Origin of the sequence: Microbacterium tenebrionis, assembly GCF_903645325.1 — a bacterium.
GTDB lineage: Bacteria > Actinomycetota > Actinomycetes > Actinomycetales > Microbacteriaceae > Microbacterium > Microbacterium tenebrionis.
Genome location: NZ_CAHJXQ010000010.1, coordinates 59167 through 82868, shown reverse-complemented (window position 1 = coordinate 82868; position 23702 = coordinate 59167). Strand labels below are relative to the sequence as shown.

General features: G+C 68.6%; 24 protein-coding genes. 8 read left to right on the top strand and 16 right to left on the bottom strand.

Annotated elements, in window-relative coordinates:
• Window positions 1-45: 45 nt before the first annotated feature.
• From HWX58_RS12655 to HWX58_RS12635, 5 genes are all read right to left on the bottom strand, one after another.
• Window positions 46-372 (bottom strand): DUF2469 family protein, encoded by a 327-nt coding sequence (locus tag HWX58_RS12655; RefSeq protein ID WP_175988262.1) that lies wholly within the window; start codon window positions 370-372, stop codon window positions 46-48.
• Between the two features lie 19 nt (window positions 373-391).
• Window positions 392-1051 (bottom strand): ribonuclease HII, encoded by a 660-nt coding sequence (gene rnhB / locus HWX58_RS12650; protein WP_175988260.1) that lies wholly within the window; start codon window positions 1049-1051, stop codon window positions 392-394.
• Window positions 1048-1779, bottom strand: coding sequence for a signal peptidase I (gene lepB / locus HWX58_RS12645; protein ID WP_175988258.1), 732 nt, complete (start codon window positions 1777-1779; stop codon window positions 1048-1050). The genes rnhB and lepB overlap by 4 nt, the downstream gene beginning before the upstream one ends.
• Window positions 1780-1900: 121 nt before the next feature.
• Window positions 1901-2248, bottom strand: coding sequence for a 50S ribosomal protein L19 (gene rplS, locus HWX58_RS12640; RefSeq protein ID WP_175988256.1), 348 nt, complete (start codon window positions 2246-2248; stop codon window positions 1901-1903).
• 166 nt (window positions 2249-2414) lie between these two features.
• Window positions 2415-2909, bottom strand: coding sequence for an MFS transporter permease (locus HWX58_RS12635; protein WP_175988254.1), 495 nt, complete (start codon window positions 2907-2909; stop codon window positions 2415-2417).
• Window positions 2910-3007: 98 nt separating this feature from the next.
• Here HWX58_RS12635 and map point away from each other — a divergent pair, with 98 nt between their 5' ends.
• Window positions 3008-3790 carry a type I methionyl aminopeptidase gene (gene map, locus HWX58_RS12630; protein WP_175988252.1) on the top strand — a complete coding sequence of 261 codons (783 nt, stop codon included), beginning with the start codon at window positions 3008-3010 and terminating at the stop codon, window positions 3788-3790.
• A gap of 66 nt (window positions 3791-3856) precedes the next feature.
• On the opposite strand, the gene HWX58_RS12625 is transcribed toward map, so the two are convergent.
• The 10 genes from HWX58_RS12625 to sufB all read right to left on the bottom strand — a co-directional run bounded on the left by HWX58_RS12625 (window position 3857) and on the right by sufB (window position 13450).
• Complete coding sequence (locus HWX58_RS12625; RefSeq protein WP_175988250.1) at window positions 3857-4315, bottom strand: pyrimidine dimer DNA glycosylase/endonuclease V; 459 nt, start codon at window positions 4313-4315, stop codon at window positions 3857-3859.
• On the bottom strand, window positions 4312-5061 hold the full coding sequence (locus HWX58_RS12620) for a class I SAM-dependent methyltransferase (protein WP_175988248.1): 750 nt from the start codon (window positions 5059-5061) through the stop codon (window positions 4312-4314). Before HWX58_RS12620 ends, HWX58_RS12625 begins: the two co-directional genes overlap by 4 nt.
• 104 nt (window positions 5062-5165) lie before the next feature.
• Window positions 5166-6764: an ABC-F family ATP-binding cassette domain-containing protein gene (locus HWX58_RS12615; RefSeq protein ID WP_175988246.1), complete on the bottom strand. Its 1599-nt coding sequence runs from the start codon at window positions 6762-6764 to the stop codon at window positions 5166-5168.
• A 144-nt stretch (window positions 6765-6908) separates the two neighbouring features.
• Window positions 6909-8279, bottom strand: coding sequence for an MFS transporter (locus tag HWX58_RS12610; protein WP_175988243.1), 1371 nt, complete (start codon window positions 8277-8279; stop codon window positions 6909-6911).
• Window positions 8276-9433 (bottom strand): MalY/PatB family protein, encoded by a 1158-nt coding sequence (locus HWX58_RS12605; protein WP_175988241.1) that lies wholly within the window; start codon window positions 9431-9433, stop codon window positions 8276-8278. The genes HWX58_RS12610 and HWX58_RS12605 overlap by 4 nt, the downstream gene beginning before the upstream one ends.
• Window positions 9434-9440: 7 nt before the next feature.
• Window positions 9441-9770 carry a metal-sulfur cluster assembly factor gene (locus HWX58_RS12600; RefSeq protein ID WP_175988239.1) on the bottom strand — a complete coding sequence of 110 codons (330 nt, stop codon included), beginning with the start codon at window positions 9768-9770 and terminating at the stop codon, window positions 9441-9443.
• Between the two features lie 9 nt (window positions 9771-9779).
• The gene (sufC, locus tag HWX58_RS12595) at window positions 9780-10550 is read right to left on the bottom strand and encodes a Fe-S cluster assembly ATPase SufC (RefSeq protein WP_175988237.1); all 771 of its coding nucleotides are present in this window, start codon (window positions 10548-10550) and stop codon (window positions 9780-9782) included.
• Window position 10551: 1 nt separating this feature from the next.
• A complete protein-coding gene (locus HWX58_RS12590) occupies window positions 10552-10878 on the bottom strand; it encodes a non-heme iron oxygenase ferredoxin subunit (protein WP_175988235.1) in 327 nt (108 codons plus the stop codon).
• On the bottom strand, window positions 10875-12029 hold the full coding sequence (gene sufD, locus HWX58_RS12585; RefSeq protein ID WP_175988233.1) for a Fe-S cluster assembly protein SufD: 1155 nt from the start codon (window positions 12027-12029) through the stop codon (window positions 10875-10877). The genes HWX58_RS12590 and sufD overlap by 4 nt, the downstream gene beginning before the upstream one ends.
• Window positions 12030-12031: 2 nt before the next feature.
• Window positions 12032-13450, bottom strand: coding sequence for a Fe-S cluster assembly protein SufB (gene sufB, locus HWX58_RS12580; RefSeq protein WP_175988231.1), 1419 nt, complete (start codon window positions 13448-13450; stop codon window positions 12032-12034).
• Window positions 13451-13681: 231 nt separating this feature from the next.
• Here sufB and HWX58_RS12575 point away from each other — a divergent pair, with 231 nt between their 5' ends.
• Both HWX58_RS12575 and HWX58_RS12570 read left to right on the top strand, forming a co-directional pair.
• Complete coding sequence (locus HWX58_RS12575; protein ID WP_175988229.1) at window positions 13682-14785, top strand: COX15/CtaA family protein; 1104 nt, start codon at window positions 13682-13684, stop codon at window positions 14783-14785.
• Between the two features lie 45 nt (window positions 14786-14830).
• Window positions 14831-15301 (top strand): hypothetical protein, encoded by a 471-nt coding sequence (locus HWX58_RS12570; protein WP_175988225.1) that lies wholly within the window; start codon window positions 14831-14833, stop codon window positions 15299-15301.
• On the opposite strand, the gene HWX58_RS12565 is transcribed toward HWX58_RS12570, so the two are convergent.
• Window positions 15247-16161: a heme o synthase gene (locus HWX58_RS12565; protein ID WP_372456271.1), complete on the bottom strand. Its 915-nt coding sequence runs from the start codon at window positions 16159-16161 to the stop codon at window positions 15247-15249. The genes HWX58_RS12570 and HWX58_RS12565 overlap by 55 nt on opposite strands.
• 213 nt (window positions 16162-16374) lie before the next feature.
• Here HWX58_RS12565 and tkt point away from each other — a divergent pair, with 213 nt between their 5' ends.
• From tkt to HWX58_RS12540, 5 genes are read left to right on the top strand one after another with little or no spacing between them, the layout of a single operon-like run.
• Window positions 16375-18477, top strand: coding sequence for a transketolase (tkt, locus tag HWX58_RS12560; protein WP_438268261.1), 2103 nt, complete (start codon window positions 16375-16377; stop codon window positions 18475-18477).
• On the top strand, window positions 18474-19586 hold the full coding sequence (tal, locus tag HWX58_RS12555; protein ID WP_175988219.1) for a transaldolase: 1113 nt from the start codon (window positions 18474-18476) through the stop codon (window positions 19584-19586). Before tkt ends, tal begins: the two co-directional genes overlap by 4 nt.
• Window positions 19583-21190, top strand: a complete 1608-nt coding sequence (locus HWX58_RS12550) for a phosphoglucose isomerase-related protein (RefSeq protein ID WP_175988217.1) — start codon at window positions 19583-19585, stop codon at window positions 21188-21190. Before tal ends, HWX58_RS12550 begins: the two co-directional genes overlap by 4 nt.
• Window positions 21191-21217: 27 nt before the next feature.
• Complete coding sequence (gene zwf, locus HWX58_RS12545) at window positions 21218-22765, top strand: glucose-6-phosphate dehydrogenase (RefSeq protein WP_175988215.1); 1548 nt, start codon at window positions 21218-21220, stop codon at window positions 22763-22765.
• A complete protein-coding gene (locus tag HWX58_RS12540) occupies window positions 22762-23697 on the top strand; it encodes a glucose-6-phosphate dehydrogenase assembly protein OpcA (protein WP_175988213.1) in 936 nt (311 codons plus the stop codon). The genes zwf and HWX58_RS12540 overlap by 4 nt, the downstream gene beginning before the upstream one ends.
• The last annotated feature ends 5 nt before the right edge of the window (window positions 23698-23702 follow it).

The following is a 23702-nucleotide window of genomic DNA, read 5'->3' as shown; positions in this document are numbered from 1 at the left end:
CGACCGGTGCACACCCGCCCCCTGCGGAGCACATGTGCGCTCGAGTCAGTTGCCGTCGAGCGAGAGCTCCTCCGGCAGCTCGAACTCGCGGCGCTGGAGCTCCTCGACGTTGACGTCCTTGAACGTCAGCACACGGACGGCCTTCACGAACCGGTCGGCACGGTAGATGTCCCACACCCAGACATCGGCCATCGAGATCTCGAAGTAGAAGTCGTGCTCGGTGTCGCGGCGGACGACGTTGACCTCGTTGGCGAGGTAGAACCGCCGCTCGGTCTCGACGACGTACTGGAACTGACCGACAACGTCGCGGTACTCGCGGAACAGCGCGAGTTCGAGTTCGCGGTCGTAGTCGTCGAATGCCTCTTCATCCATGATGAGTCCATCCTATGAGTCAGAACAGGGTCGGGGCATCCGTGATCGCCCACGACGAGCGGTGGAACGGCGACAGCCCTCCTTCGCGGATGGCGGCACGATGCTCGGGACTCGCGTACCCCTTGTTGCGATCCCACTGGTACGCCGGGTGCTCGACGTGCAGATCGCCCATGTGGGCGTCCCTGGAGACCTTGGCGATGACGGACGCCGCCGAGACGGATGCGCAGTCGCGGTCGCCCTTGATGACCGAGCGCACCTGCAGCGGCGTGTGATGAACGCGCGAGACGTAGTCGTGGTTGCCGTCGAGGATCACCAGCGCCCCGTCGAGCGCGGCGCCCTGCGCCGCCACCGCGTCGATCGCCCTGGACGCGGCGAGGCCGAGCGCGCGCATGATGCCGACCTCGTCGACCTCCGCGGCGCTCGCCCAGCCGACCGAGGAAGCCTGCACCCATGCCGCCGCGCGGGCGGCGACCTCCGGCCGGCGCCTCTCGGTCACGAGCTTCGAATCGCGCAGGCCCTCCGGGACGCGGCGGCGGGAGCCTGCGGCATCCATGACTGCGGCTCCGACCGCGACCGGGCCCGCGAGGGCTCCTCGTCCGACCTCGTCGAGCGAGATGATCAGGTCGTATTCGGCCAGGAGCTTGCGCTCCAGGGTGAGGCGCGGTGCGACGACGGTCATTCTTCGGGGTCCGGCACGCCGTTGAAGACGTCGTGGTGACCGTCGATCGTGCCGATCCTGGCGAGCGGCCACGTGGTCAGGAACGCCTTGCCCACCACGTTGTCGAGCGGGACGAAGCCGCCGCTGGGCAGGTCCTGATGCGCGCGGGCGTCCTGCGAGCGGTCGCGGTTGTCGCCGAGCACCCAGATCGAGTTCTCGGGAACGGTGACGTCGAACGGCTCATTCGAGGCCGCCGTGTCGCCGTCGGGCAGGTTCAGGTACGACAGCTCGTCGATCGGCGCGTCGTTGATCGTGATCTGGCCGAGCGAGTTGCAGCACACGACGTGGTCGCCGGGCAGGCCGATCAGCCGCTTGACGAGGTGGTCCTCACTGTCGGATGAGGAGAGCCCGATGAGCGTGAGCAGGCCGTCGACCCATTCCAGGACGACCGGTCCCCGCGGAGCCTGCGGCTGCACGGGGAGCCACCCGCCGGGATCGGCGAAGACGACGACATCGCCCCGCTCGTAGCCGGTCCAGCGTGGCGTCAGCTCATCGACGAGGATTCGGTCGTCGACGATCAGCGTCTTCTCCATCGACGCGGACGGGATGTAGAACGAGCGGACGACGAAGCTCTTGACGAGGAAGGAGACGAGCGCGGCGATGACGATGATGACGAGAACATCGCGCAGGAAGATCCAGAACCCGCGCCTCGGCTTGTTCGGGGCGTCCGCGGCGGATTCAGTGGTCATCGCATTCCTTCGGTGGGTCTCATCACCGCACGGCGACGGCAGCTTCAAGGTTCGCACACTCCGGATGAAACGAAGCACCCCGGGACGCGGTGTCCCGGGGTGCTTGGTGTGGAAGACGCGATCAGTTGTCGCGCTTCTCCTTGATCTTGGCCTTCTTGCCGCGCAGGTTGCGGAGGTAGTAGAGCTTCGCGCGACGCACGTCACCGCGGGTGACGACCTCGATGTGGTCGATCACCGGGGAGTGCACCGGGAAGGTGCGCTCGACGCCCACCTGGAAGCTGATCTTGCGGACCGTGAAGGTCTCGCGCACACCGTCGCCCTGGCGGCCGATGACGACGCCCTGGAAGACCTGGATACGAGAGCGGCTGCCCTCGGTGATGTTGACGTGCACCTTGACGGTGTCGCCGGGACGGAACTCGGGAATGTCGGAACGGAGCGAAGCCGCGTCGACGGCGTCCAGGATCTGCATGATCGTCTCTCTCTGCACTCGCCACAGGTCGGGATGCAATGGATGGAAGGAATACGTGAAGTGTGTGCCGAACGGCGCATGATGCGAACGCGGGCTCCCCTGAGGCAGAGCCGGTCACGGCACAAGGAACCATTCTGCCACGGATCCGTCGGCCGGCCAAAACTCGTCAGCGCTCGGAGGCGGGCTTCTCCTGGATGACGAACACGTCGCCGTCGGCCGGCGCGCGGCGCGGGGCCTCCGGCTGCGCATCCTCGGTGACCGAGGAGGGGAAGCCGATGCCGACGTCCGCGGTACCCGCCTCGCTCCACAGCTGCCGCAGCATCAGCCAGAACAGCCCGAGGCCGACGACGATCGCAGCCGTCAGCAGCAGCGGGAACCACGTCTGCGGGTAGCATCCGATCGCGATCGTCAACGCGTGCCACACGCCGAAGCCGAGCACGTCCCACCAGGACGCGGCCCCGGTCTCGCGGGCCGAGGGCCGCGCGCGCTGCAGCAGCGTCAGTGCGAGCTGCCCGACGAAGACCGAGGGGATGGCGATGAACAGGACCCACAGGAAGGCCCAGCCGCCCGCGTTGAAGATCCCCCAGCCGAGGAGCAGCCACAGCGGCAGCACGACGACGGCCGGGAACATCCAGCGGTAGAAGGCTCGTCGCAACCACATACTCCGATGGTAGGCGCGCGCGCTTGGTGCAGGCGGGATGTTCGCTGTGAGCACTCCTCGGCGATCTCGGGGAGAATGGGAGGGACGAGAGGAACACCATGATCGAACTGCGCACCCCGGCCGAGATCGACGAGATGCGAGCTGCGGGACGTTTCGTCGCCGAGACCCTGGCGACGCTGCGCGACGAGACGAAGGTCGGCACCAACCTGCTCACGATCGACCGCAAGGCGCACGATCTGATCCGCAAGGCCGGTGCCGAGTCCTGCTACATCGATTACGCCCCCTCGTTCGGCAACGGGCCGTTCGGCAAGGTCATCTGCACATCGATCAACGACGCCGTGCTGCACGGGCTCCCCCACGATTACACCCTGCGCGACGGCGACCTCGTCTCACTCGATTTCGCCGTCGCCGTCGACGGCTGGGTCGCGGACTCCGCCGTCTCTTTCGTCGTCGGAACCGCTCGCGATGAGGATCTGCGTCTGATCGAGACGACCGAACGGGCATTGGATGCCGCGATCGCCGCCGCCACCGTGGGCAACCGCATCGGCGACATCTCGGCCGCAGTGGCTGCGATCGCGCACGGCGAGGGCTACTCGATCAACACCGATTTCGGCGGCCACGGAGTCGGCCGCACCATGCACGGCGACCCGCACGTCGCCAACGACGGGCGGGCCGGCCGGGGCTTCCCGCTGCGCGACGGCCTCGTGCTGGCACTCGAGCCCTGGTTCCTGGCGACCACCGACGAGCTGCGCACGGACGAGGACGGCTGGACTCTGCGCAGCGCCGACGGCTCGCGGGGGGCGCACTCCGAGCACACCGTGGCGATCACCGCGGACGGCCCGATCGTCCTGACCGACCGCAGCTTCCTCGGCGTCAAGTAGTTCGGCGCCTCGCTTCTTCCGCGAAACAGGTCTTGCCGTCCGAGACAGGCCCCGACACGGCCTGTTTCAGCGGGCAGGGCCTGTTTCGCGGGGAACCGCGCGCTCCCACCTCGCCACCGGGCCGGGGGTGACGCGGAACAGCGGATGCGAGTCCGGCGCGGCCAGGTTCTGCCACCGAGCGAGGACCTCAGGGCTGCGGGCGGCGAGTTTGGTGCCCAGGTGGCGCCATTCGAGGGCGAGCTGTCCTTCGGTGACGTCGATCTGCGGGACTTCTGCGCCCGCCACGCGGATGCGGGTTCGGTCGAAGCGATAGCCGCGCGCGTCGGCCTCATCGGCCAGCGCTTCGAGGTACACGCCGACGGATGCGATGGGGTCTGCCTGTGCCTGGAACCGCTCCAGCTGGGGATGACGCGTGTATCCGCGGGTCTCGCCGACGAGCACCTTCTGCGCCAGCAGCGTCTCCCGCCAGCAGGCGATGAGCGCCTGGCGGTCGAGGTGGCGCGGGTGGACCGACCAGATCCTCATGCGGCGCCCGCGCGGTAGATGAACACCTCGGTCACCATCGGCAGGACGAACTCGTCGCGGTTCACCGTCTCGGGATCGGCGTCGAGGATGCGTTCGAGCTCGCCGACCATGCTCGCACGCGTGGCTTCGTCCGCCGCGAGGAAACTGCTGACCGTCAGCCATCGCCGGATGTACGCGTCACGGGTGATCGGCTCGGACCAGGCGAGCTCGGTGCGGTGGTCGAACGTGAAGCCGGGAAGCTCCTCGGCGGCGGATGCCGTGGTCGCATCGGTGTCGTCGGTCACGGCCGGGTGCGCCACCCGCGTGCAGGCGCGATCCCATGTGCATGCCGGATCGGAGTGGTTCCATAGCAGACCGAGCGTCCCGCCCGGCACCAGCACCCGCCGGATCTGGGCGCACGCGGCATCCCGATCGAACCAGTGGAACGCCTGCGCGACGGTGACGGCATCCATCGATCCGTCCGGCAGCGGGATCCCCTCCGCACCGCCCTCCAGTGCCTCGACGGCCGGCAGCTTCGTCCGCAGCACGTCGAGCATCGCGACCGACGGCTCGACCGCGATCACGCGTTCGGCACGAGCGACCAGCAGCTCGGTGAACTTGCCCGTCCCTGCGCCGAGGTCGAGGACGGCATCCACGCGCTCCGGCACGATCTCTTCCGCCGCGGCGACGGGGAACCCCGGCCGGTAGCGGTCGTACTCCTCGCCGATGCTTTCGAAGGACTTCGCCAGCTGCTGATGATCCGCCATGCTCCGACGCTACCCCGCCCGAGACATGTCCTACGCGACGAAGCAGGCGGTGCCACGCCGTTTTTCGGAGGGCAAGGACCGTTTCGGGGAGGGGCGCCTGCGCGCTATGCGAGCTCGATGAGGTCCTGGTACTCCTGGCTCCAGATGTCCTCGACGCCGTCGGGCAGGATGAGCACGCGCTCGGGGTTCAGCGACTGCACGGCACCCGGGTCGTGCGAGACGAGCACCACGGCGCCCTCGTAGTGCGCGAGCGCGCCGAGGATCTCCTCACGGGACGCGGGATCGAGGTTGTTCGTCGGCTCGTCGAGCAGCAGCAGGTTCGCCGACGACACCACGAGCGTCGCCAGCGACAGGCGGGTCTTCTCGCCGCCGGAGAGGACGCCTGCGGGCTTGAGCACGTCGTCGCCGGTGAACAGGAACGATCCGAGGACCTTGCGCGCCTCGGTCTCGGTGATGTGGGGCGCTGCCGAGACCATGTTCTCGAGCACCGAGCGGTTCACGTCGAGGTTCTCGTGCTCCTGCGCGTAGTAGCCGACCTTGAGTCCGTGCCCCGGCTCGAGCTGACCGGTGTCGGGCTGGTCGACGCCCGCAAGCATGCGCAGCAGCGTCGTCTTGCCGGCACCGTTGAGGCCCAGCACGACGACCTTGGAGCCGCGGTCGATCGCCAGGTCCACATCCGTGAAGATCTCCAGCGACCCGTACGACTTCGAAAGGCCGGATGCCATCAGCGGCGTCTTGCCGCACGCGGCGGGCTTGGGGAACCGGAGCTTGGCGACGCGGTCGGCCTCGCGGACCTCCTCGAGACCCGACAGCAGCTTCTCGGCGCGCGCGACCATCTGATGCGCCGCTGCCGCCTTGGACGCCTTCGCGCCGAACCGTGCCGCCTGCATCTGCAGCTGCGTCGCCTTCTTCTCGGCGTTCGCGCGCTCCTTCTTGCGGCGCTCCTCGTCGGCGACGCGCTGACGCAGGTAGTTCTTCCAGTTCATGTTGTACGTGTCGATGACCTGACGGTTCGCGTCGAGGTAGAACACCCGATTCACGGTTTCGCCGACGAGCTCGACGTCGTGGCTGATGACGATGAGTCCGCCCTTGTACCCCTTGAGGAACTCGCGCAACCACACGACGCTGTCGGCGTCGAGGTGGTTGGTCGGCTCGTCGAGGATCATGGTCTGCGCGTCCGAGAACAGGATGCGGGCCAGCTCGATGCGCCGGCGCTGACCACCCGAGAGGGTCTTGAGCGGCTGATCGAGGATGCGGTCGGGCAACGAGAGGTTGTTGGCGATGGATGCCGCCTCCGCCTCGGCCGCGTAGCCGCCGAGCGACTCGAACCGCTCGGTGAAGTTCGCGAACTTCCGCATCGCCTTCTCGGCCACCGCTGCGTCGTCGGATGCCATGTCCTCGGCGGCCTTCGCCATGCCGAGCTGGATCGAACCGAGCCCACGCGCGTCGAGGATGCGGGTCCTGGCGAGCATCTCGGGGTCGCCGGAGCGCGGATCCTGCGGCAGATAGCCCAGTTCGCCGGAGCGCGTGACCTTGCCTCCCGAGGGCAGGACGTCGCCCGCGAGCACCTTGGTCAGGGTGGTCTTGCCCGCGCCGTTGCGCCCGACGAGGCCGATCTTGTCGCCGTCGGCGACGCGGAACGACACGTTCTCCATGAGGAGGCGCGCGCCCACGCGAATCTCGAGGTCCTGCACGGCAAGCACAGCGGAAGTCCGTTTCTTCAAGGGGGATGCGGCCGAACGGCCAGCCTCCCAGTATAGGTCTCCGCCGATGCGAAGACGGTGAGACCGCACACGGCCTCCGCTCACGATGTCCAGGAAGGACGACGCGGTCGAGAGATCTCAAACCTATTCGGCAGCGCCCCGTTCGACGCCGTGCCCGATGCGCGATCCGGGAAGCAACGCCAGGAGGATCAACACGACCGAGAACGCGAACACGACGGGGAAGGTCTGAGCACCTCCGCCGAGGGTCGCGACGCCCAGGCCGGCCAGGGCCACCGAGACGGCCGACCCGGTGGCGTCCGAGATCGACAGCGCGGACGAGTTGAATCCCGCCCGGCCCGGTTCCGAGTAGGCGAGCGTGAGCACGGTGAGCCTCGGATACAGCAGCCCCATCCCGCCCCCGGCGAAACCCCAGCCGATCACCACGATCAGCGGGGATGCGGCGGTGAGGGCGGTTATGAGGACGCTGACGATCGCCATGAGGAGCAAACCGATGCTGATGACCGCGATCCGGCGATTCCCCAGTGCCTCGCCGTATCTGCCCTGCGCCGCGGATCCGCCGGCCCACGCGAAAGCGGCGGGCATCAGCGCGATGCCGGCCCAGGTCGGACTGAAGTCGAACTCCTCCATGAGCAGGTACGGGATGTACGCCTCGGCGGCGAAGAACGCCCCGGCGACGAGGCCGCGCATGAGGATGACGCTGGGCAGACCGCGGGCCGACCGCAGCGTCCCCCTCGGCAGCAGCGGCACGATAGCGAACCCGATGACCAGCACCGCTACAAGTGCGATCGGCCACCCCAGCGCCGGTGGGGCATCCGCCGAGAGACCGACGACGACAGCGCCGACCGCCACGGCTGTCGCGAGCAGCAGCCGTCGTCCGAGACCGGTGACGGCGGACGGGTCGCCGCCGCCGAGGTCGAGCGCGCGCAGGCGAACGGCGATCATCGCGAAGGCGATCGCGGTGAGCACCGCGACGCCGAGGAACGCCCACCGCCAGTCGAGGAATTCCGCCACGGCGCCGGCGAGGAACGGCCCGATCATCGCCGGGACCACCCACGCGGCGGCGAACGCCGCGAAGATCCGGCCGTGCAGGGTCGGCGGGTACAGGCGGGCGACGACCACGTACAGTGCGACGGTCTCGCCGCCGGCGCCCAGTCCCTGCACGAGACGGCCTGCGAGGAACTGCTCCATCGTCGTAGCCAAGCCCGAGACCAGCAGCCCCACGATGAACAGCGACACCGCGACGTACAGCGGGCCGCGCGGACCCCGGGCATCCGACCACGCCCCGCACGCCACCATCCCGATGACACTCGTCGCGAGGGTGCCCGCGAACGCCACGGCGTAGAGTGCCTCGCCGTCCAATGCGTCGCTGACCACCGGCATGACCGTGGTGACTGCGAGCGACTCGATCGCAGCGAGGAAGATCAGCGCGACGGCCCCGACCGTGACCCAGATGCGCTCGCGATCCCAGATCGACGGGGTCGTCGCGACGCTCATGCGCCCGGTACATCCAGCGCGGCGATGCGCGTGATCGCCGCGGTGATGATCTCAGGACTCGTCCCGAAATTCAGCCGGACGTGGCCTGCACCCTCGACCCCGAACGCCGGTCCGAAGTGCAGCGCGACCTTCGCCTCGCGCAGGATGCGCTTGGACGGATTGGTCCCCCAACCGAGATCGGTGAGGTCGATCCAGGCGAGGTAGCCGGCATCCGGTAACCGGTAGCGTGCCGTGGGCAGGTGCGCCGCGAGCAGATCGCCCAGCAGACGCCGGTTATCGTCGAGCGTCGTCAGCAGTCCGTCCAGCCACGGGTCGCTCCGCTCGGAGAAGGCAGCGGTGGCCGCGAGCATCCCGAACTGGCCGGTGCGCCACTCCACCTCGACGGGCAGGCCGCGAACCAGACGCGCGGTCTGGTCGGATGCCGTCACCATCAGCGCGCACTTGAGACCCGCGAGGTTGAACGCCTTGCTCGCGCTGACCACGGCGTAGCCGATCGCGCGAGCGGCGTCGGAGACGTTCAGGAACGGGGTGAAGACCGTCCCCGGCTGGACGAGCGGGGCGTGGATCTCGTCGGAAACCACGGTCGCGCCGTGCGCGAGGGCGATCTCGGCGAGGGACTCGAGGGATGCGGCGGAGTGCACCGTACCGGTCGGATTGTGCGGGTTGCACAGCAGCAGCGCCCGCGCTCCGGTCTCGAACGCGGTGCGGATGCCGTCGAGGTCGAGCTCCCACTCGCTGCCCGTGTCGCGCAGCGGCACCCGCTCGACGACAGCGCCTGCCTCCTCGACGAGGTCGAAGAACGGCGGGTACACGGGCGTGGTGACGATGACGCGGTCGCCGGGGCTCGTCACCCGGCGCAGGATCTCGACGATGCCCATGCTGACGTCGGCAGTCGACCGCATCCGCGCGGGGTCGGGCGACCAGCCGTACCGGCGCTCAGCGAAACCGGCGAACGCCTCGGCCAGCGGGGTGCGCGATGCGACGTACCCGGTGTCGCCGATGCGTACGGCGCGCTCGAGCGCCTCCGTGATCGCCGGCGCGAGTGGGAAGTCCGTCTCGGCGACGAACAGCGGCAGCACGTCGGCCGGGTACTCGCGCCATTTCTCGCTCGTGCGCTCGCGGAGGTGCTCGAGCGGAAGCGCCTCGACCTTCACGGCCGTGTCAGATGGCGAAGCCGAGCGCGCGCATCATGTCGCGCCCGTCGTCGGTGATCCGCTCGGGCCCCCACGGCGGCATCCACACCCAGTTGATGCGGAAGCGGTCGACGACCGAGTCCAGTGCCTGCGCAGTCTGCTCTTCGAGCACGTCGGTCAGCGGGCATCCGGCGCTCGTGAGCGTCATGTGGATCACGAGCGCGTCGTTCTCGTCGTCCCAGGCCAGGTCGTAGATGAGGCCGAGGTCGACGACGTTGATCCCGAGCTCGGGGTCCATGACGTCCTTGAGAGCTTCGGTGACCTCGTCGTACTTCTCCGGGGCAAGAGTCGCGGTCATGCGATTAGCCTACGCCTCGATGGGAGCCGAGGGGTCGAGGAAGCGGTCGTAGCCCTCTTCCTCGAGGCGGTCGGCGAGCTCGGGCCCGCCCTCCTCGACGATCTTGCCCGCGACGACGACGTGCACGTAGTCGGGACGGATGTAGCGCAGGATGCGGGTGTAGTGCGTGATGAGCAGCACGCCCAGGCCCGTGGCCTCCTTGGCGCGGTTGACACCCTCGGAGACGATCTTCAGCGCGTCGACGTCGAGGCCGGAGTCGGTCTCGTCGAGGATCGCGAACTTGGGCTTCAGCACCTCGAGCTGCAGGATCTCGTGGCGCTTCTTCTCGCCGCCCGAGAAGCCCTCGTTGACGTTGCGCTGCGCGAACTTCGGGTCCATGCGCAGGTTCGACATGGCGGTCTTGACGTCCTTGGTCCAGGAGCGGATCGAGGGCGCTTCGCCGTCGAGCGCGGTCTTGGCGGTGCGCAGGAAGTTCGTCACGGTGACGCCGGGGATCTCCACCGGGTACTGCATCGCGAGGAAGAGTCCCGCGCGTGCGCGCTCGTCGACGGACATCTCGAGCACATCCTCGCCGTCGAACGTGATGGTGCCGCCCGTGACGGTGTACTTCGGGTGACCGGCGATCGTGTAGGCCAGCGTGGACTTGCCCGAGCCGTTCGGGCCCATGATCGCGTGGGTCTCACCGGTCTTCATGGTGAGGTCGATGCCGTTGAGGATCGGGGTCGCCCCGGCCTCGGTCTCGACGGAGACATGCAGATCGCGGATCTCGAGAACAGACATTTCAGACTTCCTTCGTGACGGTCGGGTCGATGAGCACGTCGTCGCCGTCGATCTGGACGACGTAGACCGGGACGGGCTCGAAAGCAGGGAGGTTGAGGGGCTTGCCGGTGCACAGCGAGAAGGCCGAGCCATGAGCCCAGCACTCGAGCGTCTTGCCCTCGACGAATCCCTCGGACAGCGAGATGTCGCCGTGTGTGCAGGTGTCTCCGATGGCGTGGATCTCACCCTCGGAGTCGAGGACGAGCGCCATCGGCACGCCGTCGAGCTCGACGCGCAGCGGGGTGTCCTGCTCGAGGTCGCTCACGCCGCACGCGCGCTGCGCGCTCACGCGTTCACCGCCGCGAGCTCCGTCTCGATCGAGGCCAGCAGCTCCTCCTCGATGGCCGGGATGCCGAGGCGCTGCACGATGTCGCTGAGGAAGCCGAGCACGACCAGTCGACGCGCCTCTTCTTCGGAGATGCCGCGGGCCTGCAGGTAGAACAGCTGCTCGTCGTCGAAGCGACCGGTGGCGCTGGCGTGACCGGCGCCCTGGATGTCACCGGTCTGGATCTCGAGGTTCGGGATCGAATCGGCGCGCGCGCCTTCGGTGAGCACCAGGTTGCGGTTCGCCTCGTACGAGTCCGTGCCCGTGGCATCCGGACCGATCAGTACGTCGCCGATCCACACGCTGCGTGCACCGTCGCCCTGGAGCGCGCCCTTGTAGAGGACGTCTCCGGTGGTGTGGGCACCCTTGTGGTGCAGGTACACCTGGCTCTCCAGGTGCTGACCGGCATCCGCATACGACAGGCCATACAGGCGGCCCTCGGAGCCGGTGCCTGCGAGCTCGACGTTCGGGTTCACGCGCACGACCCCGCCGCCGAAGCTGATGACGAAGTGCTTCAGGAGGGCGTCCTTGTCGACGCGCGCCTGGTGGGATGCCGCGTGCACGGCGTCGTCGTCCCAGCGCTGGACCGTGATGACGGTGAGGCGGGAGCCGGCGCGCGCGATGATCTCGACGTTCTGCGCGTACTGGGCGGATCCTCGGTGGCGCAGGACGACGGTGGCCGAGCTGTTCTCCTCGGCCTCGATCACGATGTGAGCGTCGGCGCGCTTGTCGGCGCCCTGCCCGGTGATCGTCACGAGGACGGGTTCGGCGACCTCCTCATCGCGGGGGATGCGCACGTGCATGGCCGCGTCGGTACCTTGCCATGCGGCCGCGGCCACGACGTCCTCCGGGACGAAGATCTCGCCGCGCGGCGCATCACCCGCCGCGAGGGGCGCGACGATGAACTGCTCGCCGCTCTCGACGTCGTAGACGACGCCGTCGTTCTCGCCGGCGGGTGCGAACAGCCGCTCGAGCTGTGCGACGGGCGTGTGCTTCCAGTTGACCTCGCGACCGTTCGGGGCGCCGAACTCGTCGGGGTCGAACGAACGCGGCCGCTCAGAACGGGTCTGGACCGGCACGAAGGCAGGCTCGACCTCGGTGTATGCAGTCGTCATGCTCAGCCGACCGATCCTTCCATGCCCATCTCGATGAGCTTGTTCAGCTCCATCGCGTACTCCATCGGCAGCTCGCGTGCGATCGGCTCGATGAAGCCGCGCACGATCATCGCCATCGCCTCGGTCTCTTCGAGGCCCCGCGACATCAGGTAGAACAACTGCTCCTCGCTGACCTTCGAGACCGTGGCCTCGTGGCCGAGCTGGACGTCGTCGACCCGGATGTCGATCGACGGGTAGGTGTCCGAGCGCGACTGGGTGTCGACGAGCAGCGCGTCGCAGACGACGGAGTTGGCGGAGTGGTGGGCCGAGGGGTCGACGCGGACCTCGCCGCGGTAGCCTGCGCGTCCGCCGCCGCGCGCGATCGACTTGGAGACGATCGACGACTGCGTGTACGGCGCCATGTGCACCATCTTCGCGCCGGCGTCCTGGTGCTGACCGGGACCGGCGAAGGCGACCGAGAGCGTCTCGCCCTTGGCGTGCTCGCCCATCAGGTAGATCGACGGGTACTTCATCGTCACCTTGGAGCCGATATTGCCGTCGACCCACTCCATGGTCGCGCCCTCGTGGGCGACGGCGCGCTTCGTGACGAGGTTGTAGACGTTGTTCGACCAGTTCTGGATCGTCGTGTAGCGCACGCGGGCGTTCTTCTTCACGATGATCTCGACCACGGCCGAGTGCAGCGAGTCGGACTTGTAGATCGGCGCGGTGCAGCCCTCGATGTAGTGGACGTAGCTGTCCTCATCGGCAATGATCAGCGTCCGCTCGAACTGTCCCATGTTCTCGGTGTTGATGCGGAAGTACGCCTGCAGCGGGATCTCGACGTGCACGCCCTTGGGCACGTACACGAACGATCCGCCCGACCACACGGCCGTGTTGAGGGCTGCGAACTTGTTGTCTCCGGCGGGGATGACCGTGCCGAAGTACTCCTCGAAGAACTCGGGGTGCTCGCGCAGCGCCGTGTCGGTGTCCATGAAGATCACGCCCTGCTCCTCCAGGTCCTCGCGGATCTGGTGGTAGACGACCTCGGACTCGTACTGCGCGGCGACACCGGCGACCAGGCGCTGACGCTCGGCCTCGGGGATGCCGAGCTTCTCGTAGGTTTCGCGGATCTCGGCCGGGAGCTCCTCCCAGGACTGCGCCTGCTTCTCGGTGGAGCGCACGAAGTACTTGATGTTGTCGAAGTCGATCTCGCTGAGGTCTGCCCCCCAGGTCGGCATCGGCTTGCGGCCGAACAGCTGCAGGCCCTTCAGACGGGTCTTCAGCATCCATTCCGGTTCGTCCTTGAGCGCGGATATGCCGCGGACGACATCCTCGGAGAGACCGCGCTTGGCAACGGCTCCCGCGGCGTCCTCATCGTGCCAGCCGAATTCGTACACCCCCAGACCTTCGAGCTCTGGGCGGTCGATCAGCACATCCGACATCACACTCTCCTTGCTGGGCCTCAACGGTGTCATCCGCCCCGGCATGACGGACCTCACCGATGGGAGTGGGGTTCGCTGCCGCTGGTGGGCCTCATCACGGACGCATTCTTCGCGCCTAAACTGTCAGTGATGCGCTTCGCGCTCAGCGCGCACATCACCACAATCCGATTCTACAGGTTCCCCCTGGCAACCGGGCCGCGCCCGCATGCTCAGGAGCGAGCCGGAGGACGCATGCCCGACACCATCGCACCCCCTGCCTCATCGACGCGATCGGATCGGCTGCAGCCGGTGTTCGGCAGGCCGCTGCGCGTGCTCGCGTGGCTGTCGTTCCTCGCCGAGGTGATCATCATCGGCACGGGCGGCGCCGTGCGTCTGACCGGTTCGGGACTCGGTTGCTCGGAGTGGCCGCTGTGCACCCCGGAGTCGCTCGTGCCGATCTACGAGGTGCAGGGCGTCCACGGCATCATCGAGTTCGCCAATCGCACCATGACCGGCGTCGTCGGCCTGCTCGCCCTCGCCGTCCTGCTCCTGACGCTCGGAGCCGTCGGCGGCCGGGCCCTCGTCATGCGCGCGGTCTGGTTCGCCGTCGGCGGTATCGCGGCAGGGCTCGCCGCCTACTTCATCACCGATCCGTTCGGCCTGCCCGCGTTCGGGTTCCTCTCCGGAGCCCTCCTGGTGGCCGTCCTCGTCGCCGCGGTCGACTCCGTGCGGCGAACCGAGCGCCGACGGGATCTCGTCGTGCTCGCGTGGATCGTCCTGGCGGGCGTCATGGCGCAGGCCGTCGTCGGGGGCCTGGCCGTCATCACCGACCTGAATGCGTTCATCGTCGGCTTCCACTACGCCTCCTCGCTGCTGCTCGTGTGCGTCACCGCCGCCTACCTCGTGCGCATGCACGATCCGGCGGGCCCCCGCGTTCGCGCAGTGCCCCGCTGGTTCGCGATGCTCTCCCACGTCACCGGCCTGGCGCTGGCCGCGACCATCTTCTTCGGGGTCCTCACGACGGGGTCCGGGCCGCACTCGGGCGATGCGAACGTCATCCGCGACGGATTCGACGCCACCGTGCTCGCGCACGTGCACTCGTGGCCGGGGTACATCCTCGCCGCGCTCGTCGCCGCGCTGATGGTCTCCGCGTGGATGCTGCGCCTCGAGCCGCGACGCTGGCTGCTCGTGCTGGCGATCGCGATCGCCGTGCAGATCGCCGTCGGCGTCTGGCAGGCCCGCGAGGGGCTGCCGGAGATCCTCGTCGGCATCCACATGGTGCTCGCGTCGCTGTCCGCGGCGGCGTACACCGTCGTCGTGCTCCGGTTGAAGCGGGTCCGCTCAGCCGACGCATAGCCCGCACATCGTGCGCGCATCAGAAGAGTGTGGATGCTGGCACGCATGTTCAACAAGTCACTGACCCGAAGCATCCCGTACTGGCTGTTGCTCGCCCTCTCGGTCGCATCGGCGGCCGTGGGCGGCTGGCTCGTGTGGGACAACGCGACGACGATGCAGACGACGCTGCTCGACGGAACCGCGACGAACGTCGAGGTCTACGTCGGTCAGGCGTGGATCACGGCCGGTGCGGCGATCCTCGGCGCAGGCGTCCTCGGCGTGCTGCTCGCACTCGTGCTCGCCGCAGCGAAGAGCCTGATCCCGGCCGCCCCCGTCGTCGTCGAGCCGATCGACTGGACGGCGGACGACGATGCCTCCGACGACGCCATCGAGCCCGCGCCTGATGCCGCGGAGGCGCCGACCGACGACGACGAGCCCGCGACCGAGGAGGGATCAGTCGCGACCGAGGATGGATCAGAGGATCAGAACGGCAGCAGCGGATCGATCGCGACCGCGAGGAAGATCAGCGTCAAGTAGCTGATCGACGCATGGAAGACGCGCATCGGGCGCGGTTTCGAGCCTCGCACCGCCTGGTCGTACAGGCGGTGCGACTCGTAGATGAACCAGCCGCCGAAGACGAGCGCGGAAGCCGTGTAGACCAGGCCCATGCCGGCGACGGGAATCAGCAGGAGCGAGCAGGCGACCGTCGCCCATGCGTAGAGGATGACCTGCAACCCCACCTGCGACGCGTTGCGCGTGACACCGAGCATCGGCACATCCGCACCCGAGTAGTCGTCGCGGTATTTCATGGACAGCGGCCAGTAGTGCGCAGGCGTCCACAGGAAGACGAGCGCGAACAGCACGATCGCGGGCCACGCCAGATCCTCCGTGACGGCGGACCATCCGATCACGACGGGGAAGCAGCCGGCGATCCCGCCCCAGATGATGTTCTGCTCGGTGCGGCGCTTGAGGATCAGCGTGTAGATCACGACGTAGAAGAAGATCGCGGCGACCGAGAGCGCCGTCGTCAACCAGTTCGTGGTCAGCCACAGCCAGACGGTGGATGCGACGGCGAGCACCCACGAGAAGATCAGCGCGGCGCGGGGCGTGATCTCCCCCGTGACCAGCGGCCGGTTCTCCGTGCGGTGCATCTGCGCGTCCATGTCGCGGTCGATGTACATGTTGAACGACGCGGCAGAGCCGGCGCTCATCGCCCCGCCGATCACGGTCGCGACGACGAGCCAGAGGTCGGGCATGCCGCCCTGAGCCAGGAACATCACCGGAACGGTGGAGACGAGGAGGAGCTCCATCACGCGGGGTTTCGTCAGAGAGACGTACGCCTTGACAGTGCTGCCGATTGTCCGCTTCACCGCCGTCGTCTGCGACATCGTAGAGATATCGATCGCCTCCTCCGCGCACACTCCGACTACCCCACCAGTCTAGTGCAGGGGTGCTGGCTGCGATCGCGCGGCAACGGAATGAAATGTCGTCGCCCTGGGTCCGCCGCGGGTCTAAGCTGAAACCACTCGCGCGCCCGGCGCTGTGCACCTGTCCGTGACGATGCGGATGCGCCAGGGAATCGGGCGCCTTCGAATGTCGTTGGAAGGGGCATGACCGTGACCGAACTGCAGTGGGCTGAGATCGATCGACGCGCGGTGGACACCGCACGGGTTCTGGCGGCGGATGCCGTCGAGAAGGTCGGCAACGGCCACCCGGGAACCGCGATGAGCCTGGCTCCGGCCGCGTATCTGCTGTATCAGCGAGTGCTGCGCCACGACCCCAGCGACGTCGACTGGCTGGGCCGCGACCGCTTCATCCTCTCCGCTGGGCACTCGTCGCTCACGCAGTACGTGCAGCTGTACCTGGGCGGCTTCGGTCTCGAACTCGACGACCTCAAGGCGCTGCGCACGTGGGGTTCGCTCACTCCCGGCCACCCCGAGTACGGCCACACCAAGGGCGTCGAGATCACGACCGGCCCCCTGGGTCAGGGCCTGGCCTCCGCGGTCGGCTTCGCCTATGCCGCCCGGTACGAGCGCGGGCTGTTCGACCCCGAGTCCCCCGCGGGCACCAGCCCGTTCGACCACTTCGTGTACGTGATCGCCAGTGACGGCGACCTGCAGGAGGGCGTCACGAGCGAGGCGAGCTCGCTCGCCGGGCACCAGCAGCTGGGCAACCTGATCGCGATCTACGACTCGAACCAGATCTCGATCGAGGACGACACGAACGTCGCGTTCACCGAGGACGTCGCGAAGCGCTACGAGGCCTACGGCTGGCAGGTGCAGACGGTCGACTGGAAGAAGACCGGCGAGTACGTCGAGGACGTCGCGGAGCTGCACGCTTCGCTCGAGGCCGCGAAGGGGGAGACGTCCAAGCCATCGCTGATCATCCTGAAGACGATCATCGGCTGGCCCTCGCCCGGCAAGCAGAACACCGGCAAGATCCACGGCTCCGCCCTCGGCGCCGACGAGCTCGCCGCGACCAAGAAGGTGCTCGGCTTCGACCCGGAGCAGAGCTTCGTCGTCGCCGACGACATCATCGAGCACACCCGTGCACTCGCGGAGCGCGCTGCGGCCGAGCGGGCGGAATGGCAGAAGTCGTTCGACGCGTGGGCCGAGGCGAACCCCGAGCGCAAGGCGCTGCTGGATCGTCTCGAGGAGCACGCGCTGCCCGACGGCATCCAGGCCGCACTCCCCGCATTCGAGGCCGGCAAGGACGTCTCGACCCGCGCGGCCTCCGGTCAGGTCATCAACGCCCTCGCCGCAGAGCTCCCCGAGCTGTGGGGCGGTTCGGCAGACCTCGCCGAGTCCAACCTCACCACCATCAAGGACGCCGCCTCGTTCATCCCGTCCGAGTGGTCGACCCACGAGTGGTCGGGTAACCCGTACGGCCGGGTGCTGCACTTCGGCATCCGCGAGCACGCGATGGGCGCGATCGTCAACGGCATCGTGCTGCACGGTCCGACCCGCGCGTTCGGCGGCACGTTCCTGATCTTCAGCGACTACATGCGCCCTGCTGTGCGCCTGGCAGCTCTGATGAACATCCCGAGCATCTTCGTCTGGACCCACGACTCCGTCGCCCTCGGCGAGGACGGCCCGACCCACCAGCCGATCGAGCAGCTCGCGACGCTCCGCGCGATCCCGAACTTCACCGTCGTGCGACCCGCCGACGCGAATGAGACCTCGGTCGTCTGGCTCGAGCTGCTGCGCCGCCACGCCGGACCCGCCGGCATCGCGCTGACCCGCCAGAACATCCCGGTGTTCGGGCGCGGCGACGGCACGGCATCCGGTGACGTGTTCGCATCCGCCGACAACGCCACCAAGGGCGCCTACGTGCTCGCGGAGGCCCCGAGCGGCACTCCGGATGTCATCCTGATCGCCACCGGTTCCGAGGTTCAGCTCGCCGTCACGGCGCGCGAGACCCTCGCGGCAGAGGGCGTGAACGCCCGCGTCGTGTCCGCTCCGTCGCTGGAGTGGTTCGACGAGCAGGATGCCGCGTACCGCGAATCGGTGCTGCCGGCCGCGGTGAAGGCGCGCGTCTCCGTCGAGGCGGGTTCCGCCCTGACCTGGCGCGGCATCGTCGGAGACACCGGACGCTCGGTCGCCATCGACCACTTCGGCGCCTCCGCCGACTACAAGACCCTGTTCCAGAAGTTCGGCATCACCGCCGAAGCCGTCGTCGAGGCGGCCCGCGAGACCATCAAGGAGAACGCATGAGCACCCCCACCTCTCAGCTTCACGATGCCGGCGTCAGCATCTGGCTCGACGACCTCTCCCGCAGCCGCATCGACTCGGGCAACCTCGCCGAGCTGATCGAGTCGCGCAACGTGACCGGCGTCACCACGAACCCGACGATCTTCGCGAACGCCATCACCGACAAGAACAACACCTCGTACGACGCTCAGGTCACCGAGCTCGCAGCGTCCGGCGCCAGCGCCGAGGAGGCTGTGTTCGCGGCCACCACGCAGGACGTCGCCGCAGCGCTCGACGTCTTCCGCCCCGTGTGGGAGGCCTCGGGGCACGTCGACGGCCGCGTGTCGATCGAGGTCTCCCCCGACCTCGCGCACGACACCGAGGGAACCGTCGCGCAGGCGAAGGAGCTCTGGGCGAAGATCGACCGACCGAACCTCCTCGTGAAGATCCCCGCCACCAAGGCCGGGCTCCCCGCGATCGCGCAGGCCATCGGCGCCGGGATCAGCGTCAACGTCACGCTGATCTTCAGCCTCGAGCGCTACGCCGAGGTCATCGACGCGTACCTGACGGGTCTCGAGTCCGCGAAGGACGCCGGCATCGACCTGTCGACGATCCAGTCCGTGGCCTCCTTCTTCGTGTCGCGCGTCGACACCGAGACCGACAAGCGCCTGACCGCGATCGGCACCGACGAGGCACTCGCTCTCAAGAGCAAGGCCGGGCTCGCCAACGCCCGACTCGCTTACGAGCTCTTCGAGAAGACGTTCGCGGGCGACCGCGCCAAGGCGCTGCTGGATGCCGGCGCGAGCCTGCAGCGCCCGCTGTGGGCGTCCACCGGCGTCAAGGACCCGGCTCTCCCCGACACCCTCTACGTGACCGAGCTCGTCGCCCGGGGCGTCGTGAACACGATGCCCGAGAAGACTCTCGAAGCCACGTTCGACCACGGCGTCGTCACCGGCGACACCATCACCGGCCGCTACGACGAGGCCCGCGAGGTCTTCGCCGGACTCGAGAAGGTCGGCGTCGACTTCGCCGACGTCACCCAGGTGCTCGAGGACGAGGGCGTCGCGAAGTTCATCGACTCCTGGCACGACCTGCTCACCCAGGTCGCCGAGGCGCTCGAGGCCCAGCGATGACCTTCTCGATCCACGCATCCGGGGCGGCGAAGGCCGCGATCGACGCGGTCGTCCCGCAGCTGGTCAGCGACCTCATCGCCTCGCGCATCACCGCGTTCGACTCCACGCTGTGGGGTCCTGCGGCCGAGGAAGAGGCCGCGAAGCGCCTCGGCTGGGTCGAGGCCGTGTCGGTCTCTCGTCCGCTCGTCGACGAGATCGTCGCGCTGCGCGACGACCTGCGCGACAAGGGCGTGACCCGGGTGGTGCTGGCAGGCATGGGCGGATCCTCGCTCGCGCCGGAGGTCATCGCCCAGACGGCCGGCGTGCCGCTGACGATCCTCGACTCGACCGCCCCCGGTCAGGTGCTCGCCGCCCTCGACGACGACCTCGCCGCCACCGTGCTCGTCGTGTCATCGAAGTCCGGCTCGACCGTCGAGACAGACTCGCAGCGCCGCACGTTCGAAGCTGCGTTCCGCGACATCGGCGTCGACCCGGTCGAGCACATCGTCGTCGTGACCGACCCCGGTTCCCCGCTCGATGCGTACGCACGCGAGGCCGGCTACCGCGTCTTCAACGCCGACCCGAACGTCGGCGGCCGCTACTCGGCACTGACGGCGTTCGGGCTCGTCCCGTCGGGCCTCGCCGGGGTCGACATCGCCGAACTCCTCGACGAGGCCGAGGCCACGATGCTGCAGGTCGCCGTCGATCAGGCCGATAACCCGGCACTGCGCCTCGGTGCGGCCATCGCGGCCACGGACCCCCGCCGCGACAAGCTCGGGCTCGTGACCGACGGCACGCACATCGTGGGCCTGCCGGACTGGATCGAGCAGCTCATCGCCGAGTCCACAGGCAAGGACGGCACGGGCATCCTTCCCGTCGTGCTCCTGCCGGTCTCCCCCGAGCTCGACGACGTCCCCGCAGACCTGCAGATCGCGCGGCTCGTCGACGACGCGAACGAGTTCCACCTGCGCGAACGGCACGAGGGCGAGATCCTCGTGAGCGGCTCGCTGGGCGCGAACTTCATCGTCTGGGAGTACGCCACCGCGATCGCCGGCTACCTGCTCGGCATCAACCCGTTCGATCAGCCCGACGTCGAGTCGGCGAAGGTGGCCGCACGCGGCCTTCTGGACGCCCGCCCCGAGCCGACCGAGCCGGCGTTCGTGCAGGATGGCATCGAGGTGCGCGTCTCGGATCCGGCACTGGCCGAATCCGGGAACATCGAGGCCGTCATGGACGCCCTGTGGGCACGCCTTCCCGAGGACGGGTACGTCTCGATCCAGGCGTATGTGAACCGTCTCGAGCTGCCGCAGCTGCAGGGCCTGCGCGAACTGGTCGCGGCCGACTCCGGCCGCCCGACCACGTTCGGATGGGGCCCGCGCTTCCTGCACTCGACCGGCCAGTACCACAAGGGCGGACCGGCACAGGGCGTGTACCTGCAGATCCTGGAGCGCACCGACGTCGACCTCGAGATCCCCGGGCGGCCGTTCACGTTCGGGCAGCTCATCCAGGCACAGGCCGCCGGCGACGCCGGCGTTCTCGCAGAGCACGGCCGCCCGGTCGTGTCGCTGACCATCACCGACGACTCGGCAGACGTGCTGGCGCTGTTCGAAGCCGCCCAGAAGTAGTCCACGACCAGGAGCATCCCCCCACCGATGACCGTTCCCGTCTCACGCGGCCACAACCCGCTGCGCGATCCCGATGACCGCCGTCTCAACCGAATCGCAGGGCCCAGCGCGCTGGTGATCTTCGGTGTGACCGGCGATCTGTCCCGCAAGAAGCTCATGCCGGCCGTGTACGACCTCGCGAACCGAGGGCTGCTGCCCCCTGGTTTCGCGCTGGTCGGCTTCGCCCGACGCGACTGGGAGGACCAGGACTTCGCCCAGGTCGTCTACGAGGCCGTCAAGGAGCACGCGCGCACCGAGTTCCGCGAGGACACCTGGAAGCAGCTGCTCCAGGGCATCCGTTTCGTCTCAGGCGAGTTCGACAATCCGGAGTCGTTCGCGAAGCTCCGCGAAACCGTCGAGAAGCTCGACGTCGAACGCGGCACGATGGGCAATCACGCGTACTACCTGTCGATCCCGCCGAAGGCGTTCCCGCTCGTCGCGAAGCAGCTGAAGGAATCGGGGCTCGTCGGCGAGGATCGCGGCGAAGACCAGTGGCGCCGCGTCGTCATCGAGAAGCCGTTCGGTCACGACCTCGAGTCGGCCAGGGCCCTGAACGAGGCGCTCGAGGTCGCGTTCCCGGCGGACTCGATCTTCCGCATCGACCACTACCTCGGCAAGGAGACGGTTCAGAACATCCTCGCGCTGCGCTTCGCCAACGCGCTGTACGAGCCGATCTGGAACCGCAACTACGTCGACCACGTGCAGATCACGATGGCCGAGGACATCGGCGTCGGCGGCCGCGCCGGCTACTACGACGGCATCGGCGCCGCCCGCGATGTCATCCAGAACCACCTGCTCCAGCTGCTCGCGCTCACCGCGATGGAGGAGCCCATCAGCCTCTCCGCCGAGAACCTGCGCGCGGAGAAGGAGAAGGTGCTCGCCGCCGTCACGCTGCCCGAGGACCTGTCGACCGCGACGGCTCGCGGACAGTACGCAGGCGGCTGGCAGGGCGGCCAGAAGGTGGACGGTTTCCTCGAAGAGGACGGGATGAACCCCGAGTCCATCACCGAGACCTACGCCGCGATCAAGCTCGAGATCGCCAATCGCCGCTGGGCCGGCGTGCCCTTCTACCTGCGCAGCGGCAAGCGCCTGGGCCGGCGCGTCACCGAGATCGCCGTGGTGTTCAACCGGGCGCCCGAGCACCTGTTCGGCCGCGGGAACGCCGCTGAGCTCGGCAAGAACGCTCTGGTGATTCGCGTCCAGCCCGATGAGGGCGTGACGATCCGCTTCGGGTCGAAGGTCCCCGGCCCCGGCACCAACGTCCGCGATGTGACGATGGACTTCGGCTACGGCCACGCCTTCACCGAGGCGAGTCCCGAGGCGTACGAGCGGCTGATCCTCGACGTGCTGCTGGGCGACCCGCCGTTGTTCCCCCGCCATGAGGAGGTGGAGCTGAGCTGGAAGATCCTCGACCCGGTGGAGGAGCACTGGGCCGCGCAGGGCGGACCGCTCGAGCAGTACGCCCCCGGCTCCTGGGGCCCGGCATCCGCCGACGCCCTCCTTGCCCGCGACGGACGAGTCTGGAGACGACCGTGATCATCGACCTTCCCGACACGACCGTCAGCCAGGTCGCCAAGCAGCTCGTCAAGGTGCGCGAAGAGGGCGGCGCCGTCGCTCTCGGCCGCGTTCTCACCCTCGTCATCTCGGCGCGCAACGGCGTCGCAGAGGCGGCGATCGACGCCGCCAACGATGCCTCGCGCGAGCATCCGATGCGCGTGATCGTGCTGACCACCGGCGAGGGCGAGGCGCACCTCGACGCGCAGATCCGCATCGGCGGGGACGCGGGTGCGAGCGAGGTCATCGTCCTCCAGGCCTACGGGGATGCCGCGAGCAACGAGGAGAGCCTGATCACCGGGCTTCTCCTGCCCGACGCCCCCGTGGTCGCCTGGTGGCCCGATGAGGCGCCGTCCGACCCCGCTTCGTCGCCGGTGGGGCGCATCGCCCAGCGTCGCATCACGGATGCTGCGACGACGCCCGATGTCCGCGACCGGCTGGCCCTGCGCGGCCGGACGCACGCGCCCGGCGACACGGATCTCGCATGGACGCGGCTCACGCGCTGGCGAGAGCAGCTGGCCGCGGTGCTCGACCAGCCGCCGTTCGAGTCCGTCACGGCGGTCGAGGTGCGCGGCGCGTCGGACTCCCCGTCGACCGCGCTGCTCGCGGCCTGGCTGAAGCTCGCGCTCCAGGTCCCCGTGCACTGGGTGTACGAGTCGCCGTCCGCCTGGTCGGACGGCATCAAGTCGGTGCGACTCACGCGTGCCTCCGGCGACATCCTCCTCGAGCGTCCTGTGCCCGGTGTCGCCGTGCTCACGCAGCCGGGTCAGCCCGACCACGACCTCGTGCTTCCCCGGCGCACGCTGCGGGAGTGCCTGGCCGAGGAGTTGCGGCGTCTTGACCCCGACGTGCTCTACGGCCGGGTCATCACCGAGGGTTGGGAGCAGCTCGAGCCGCCCGAGACGGTAGCGTAAGGTGC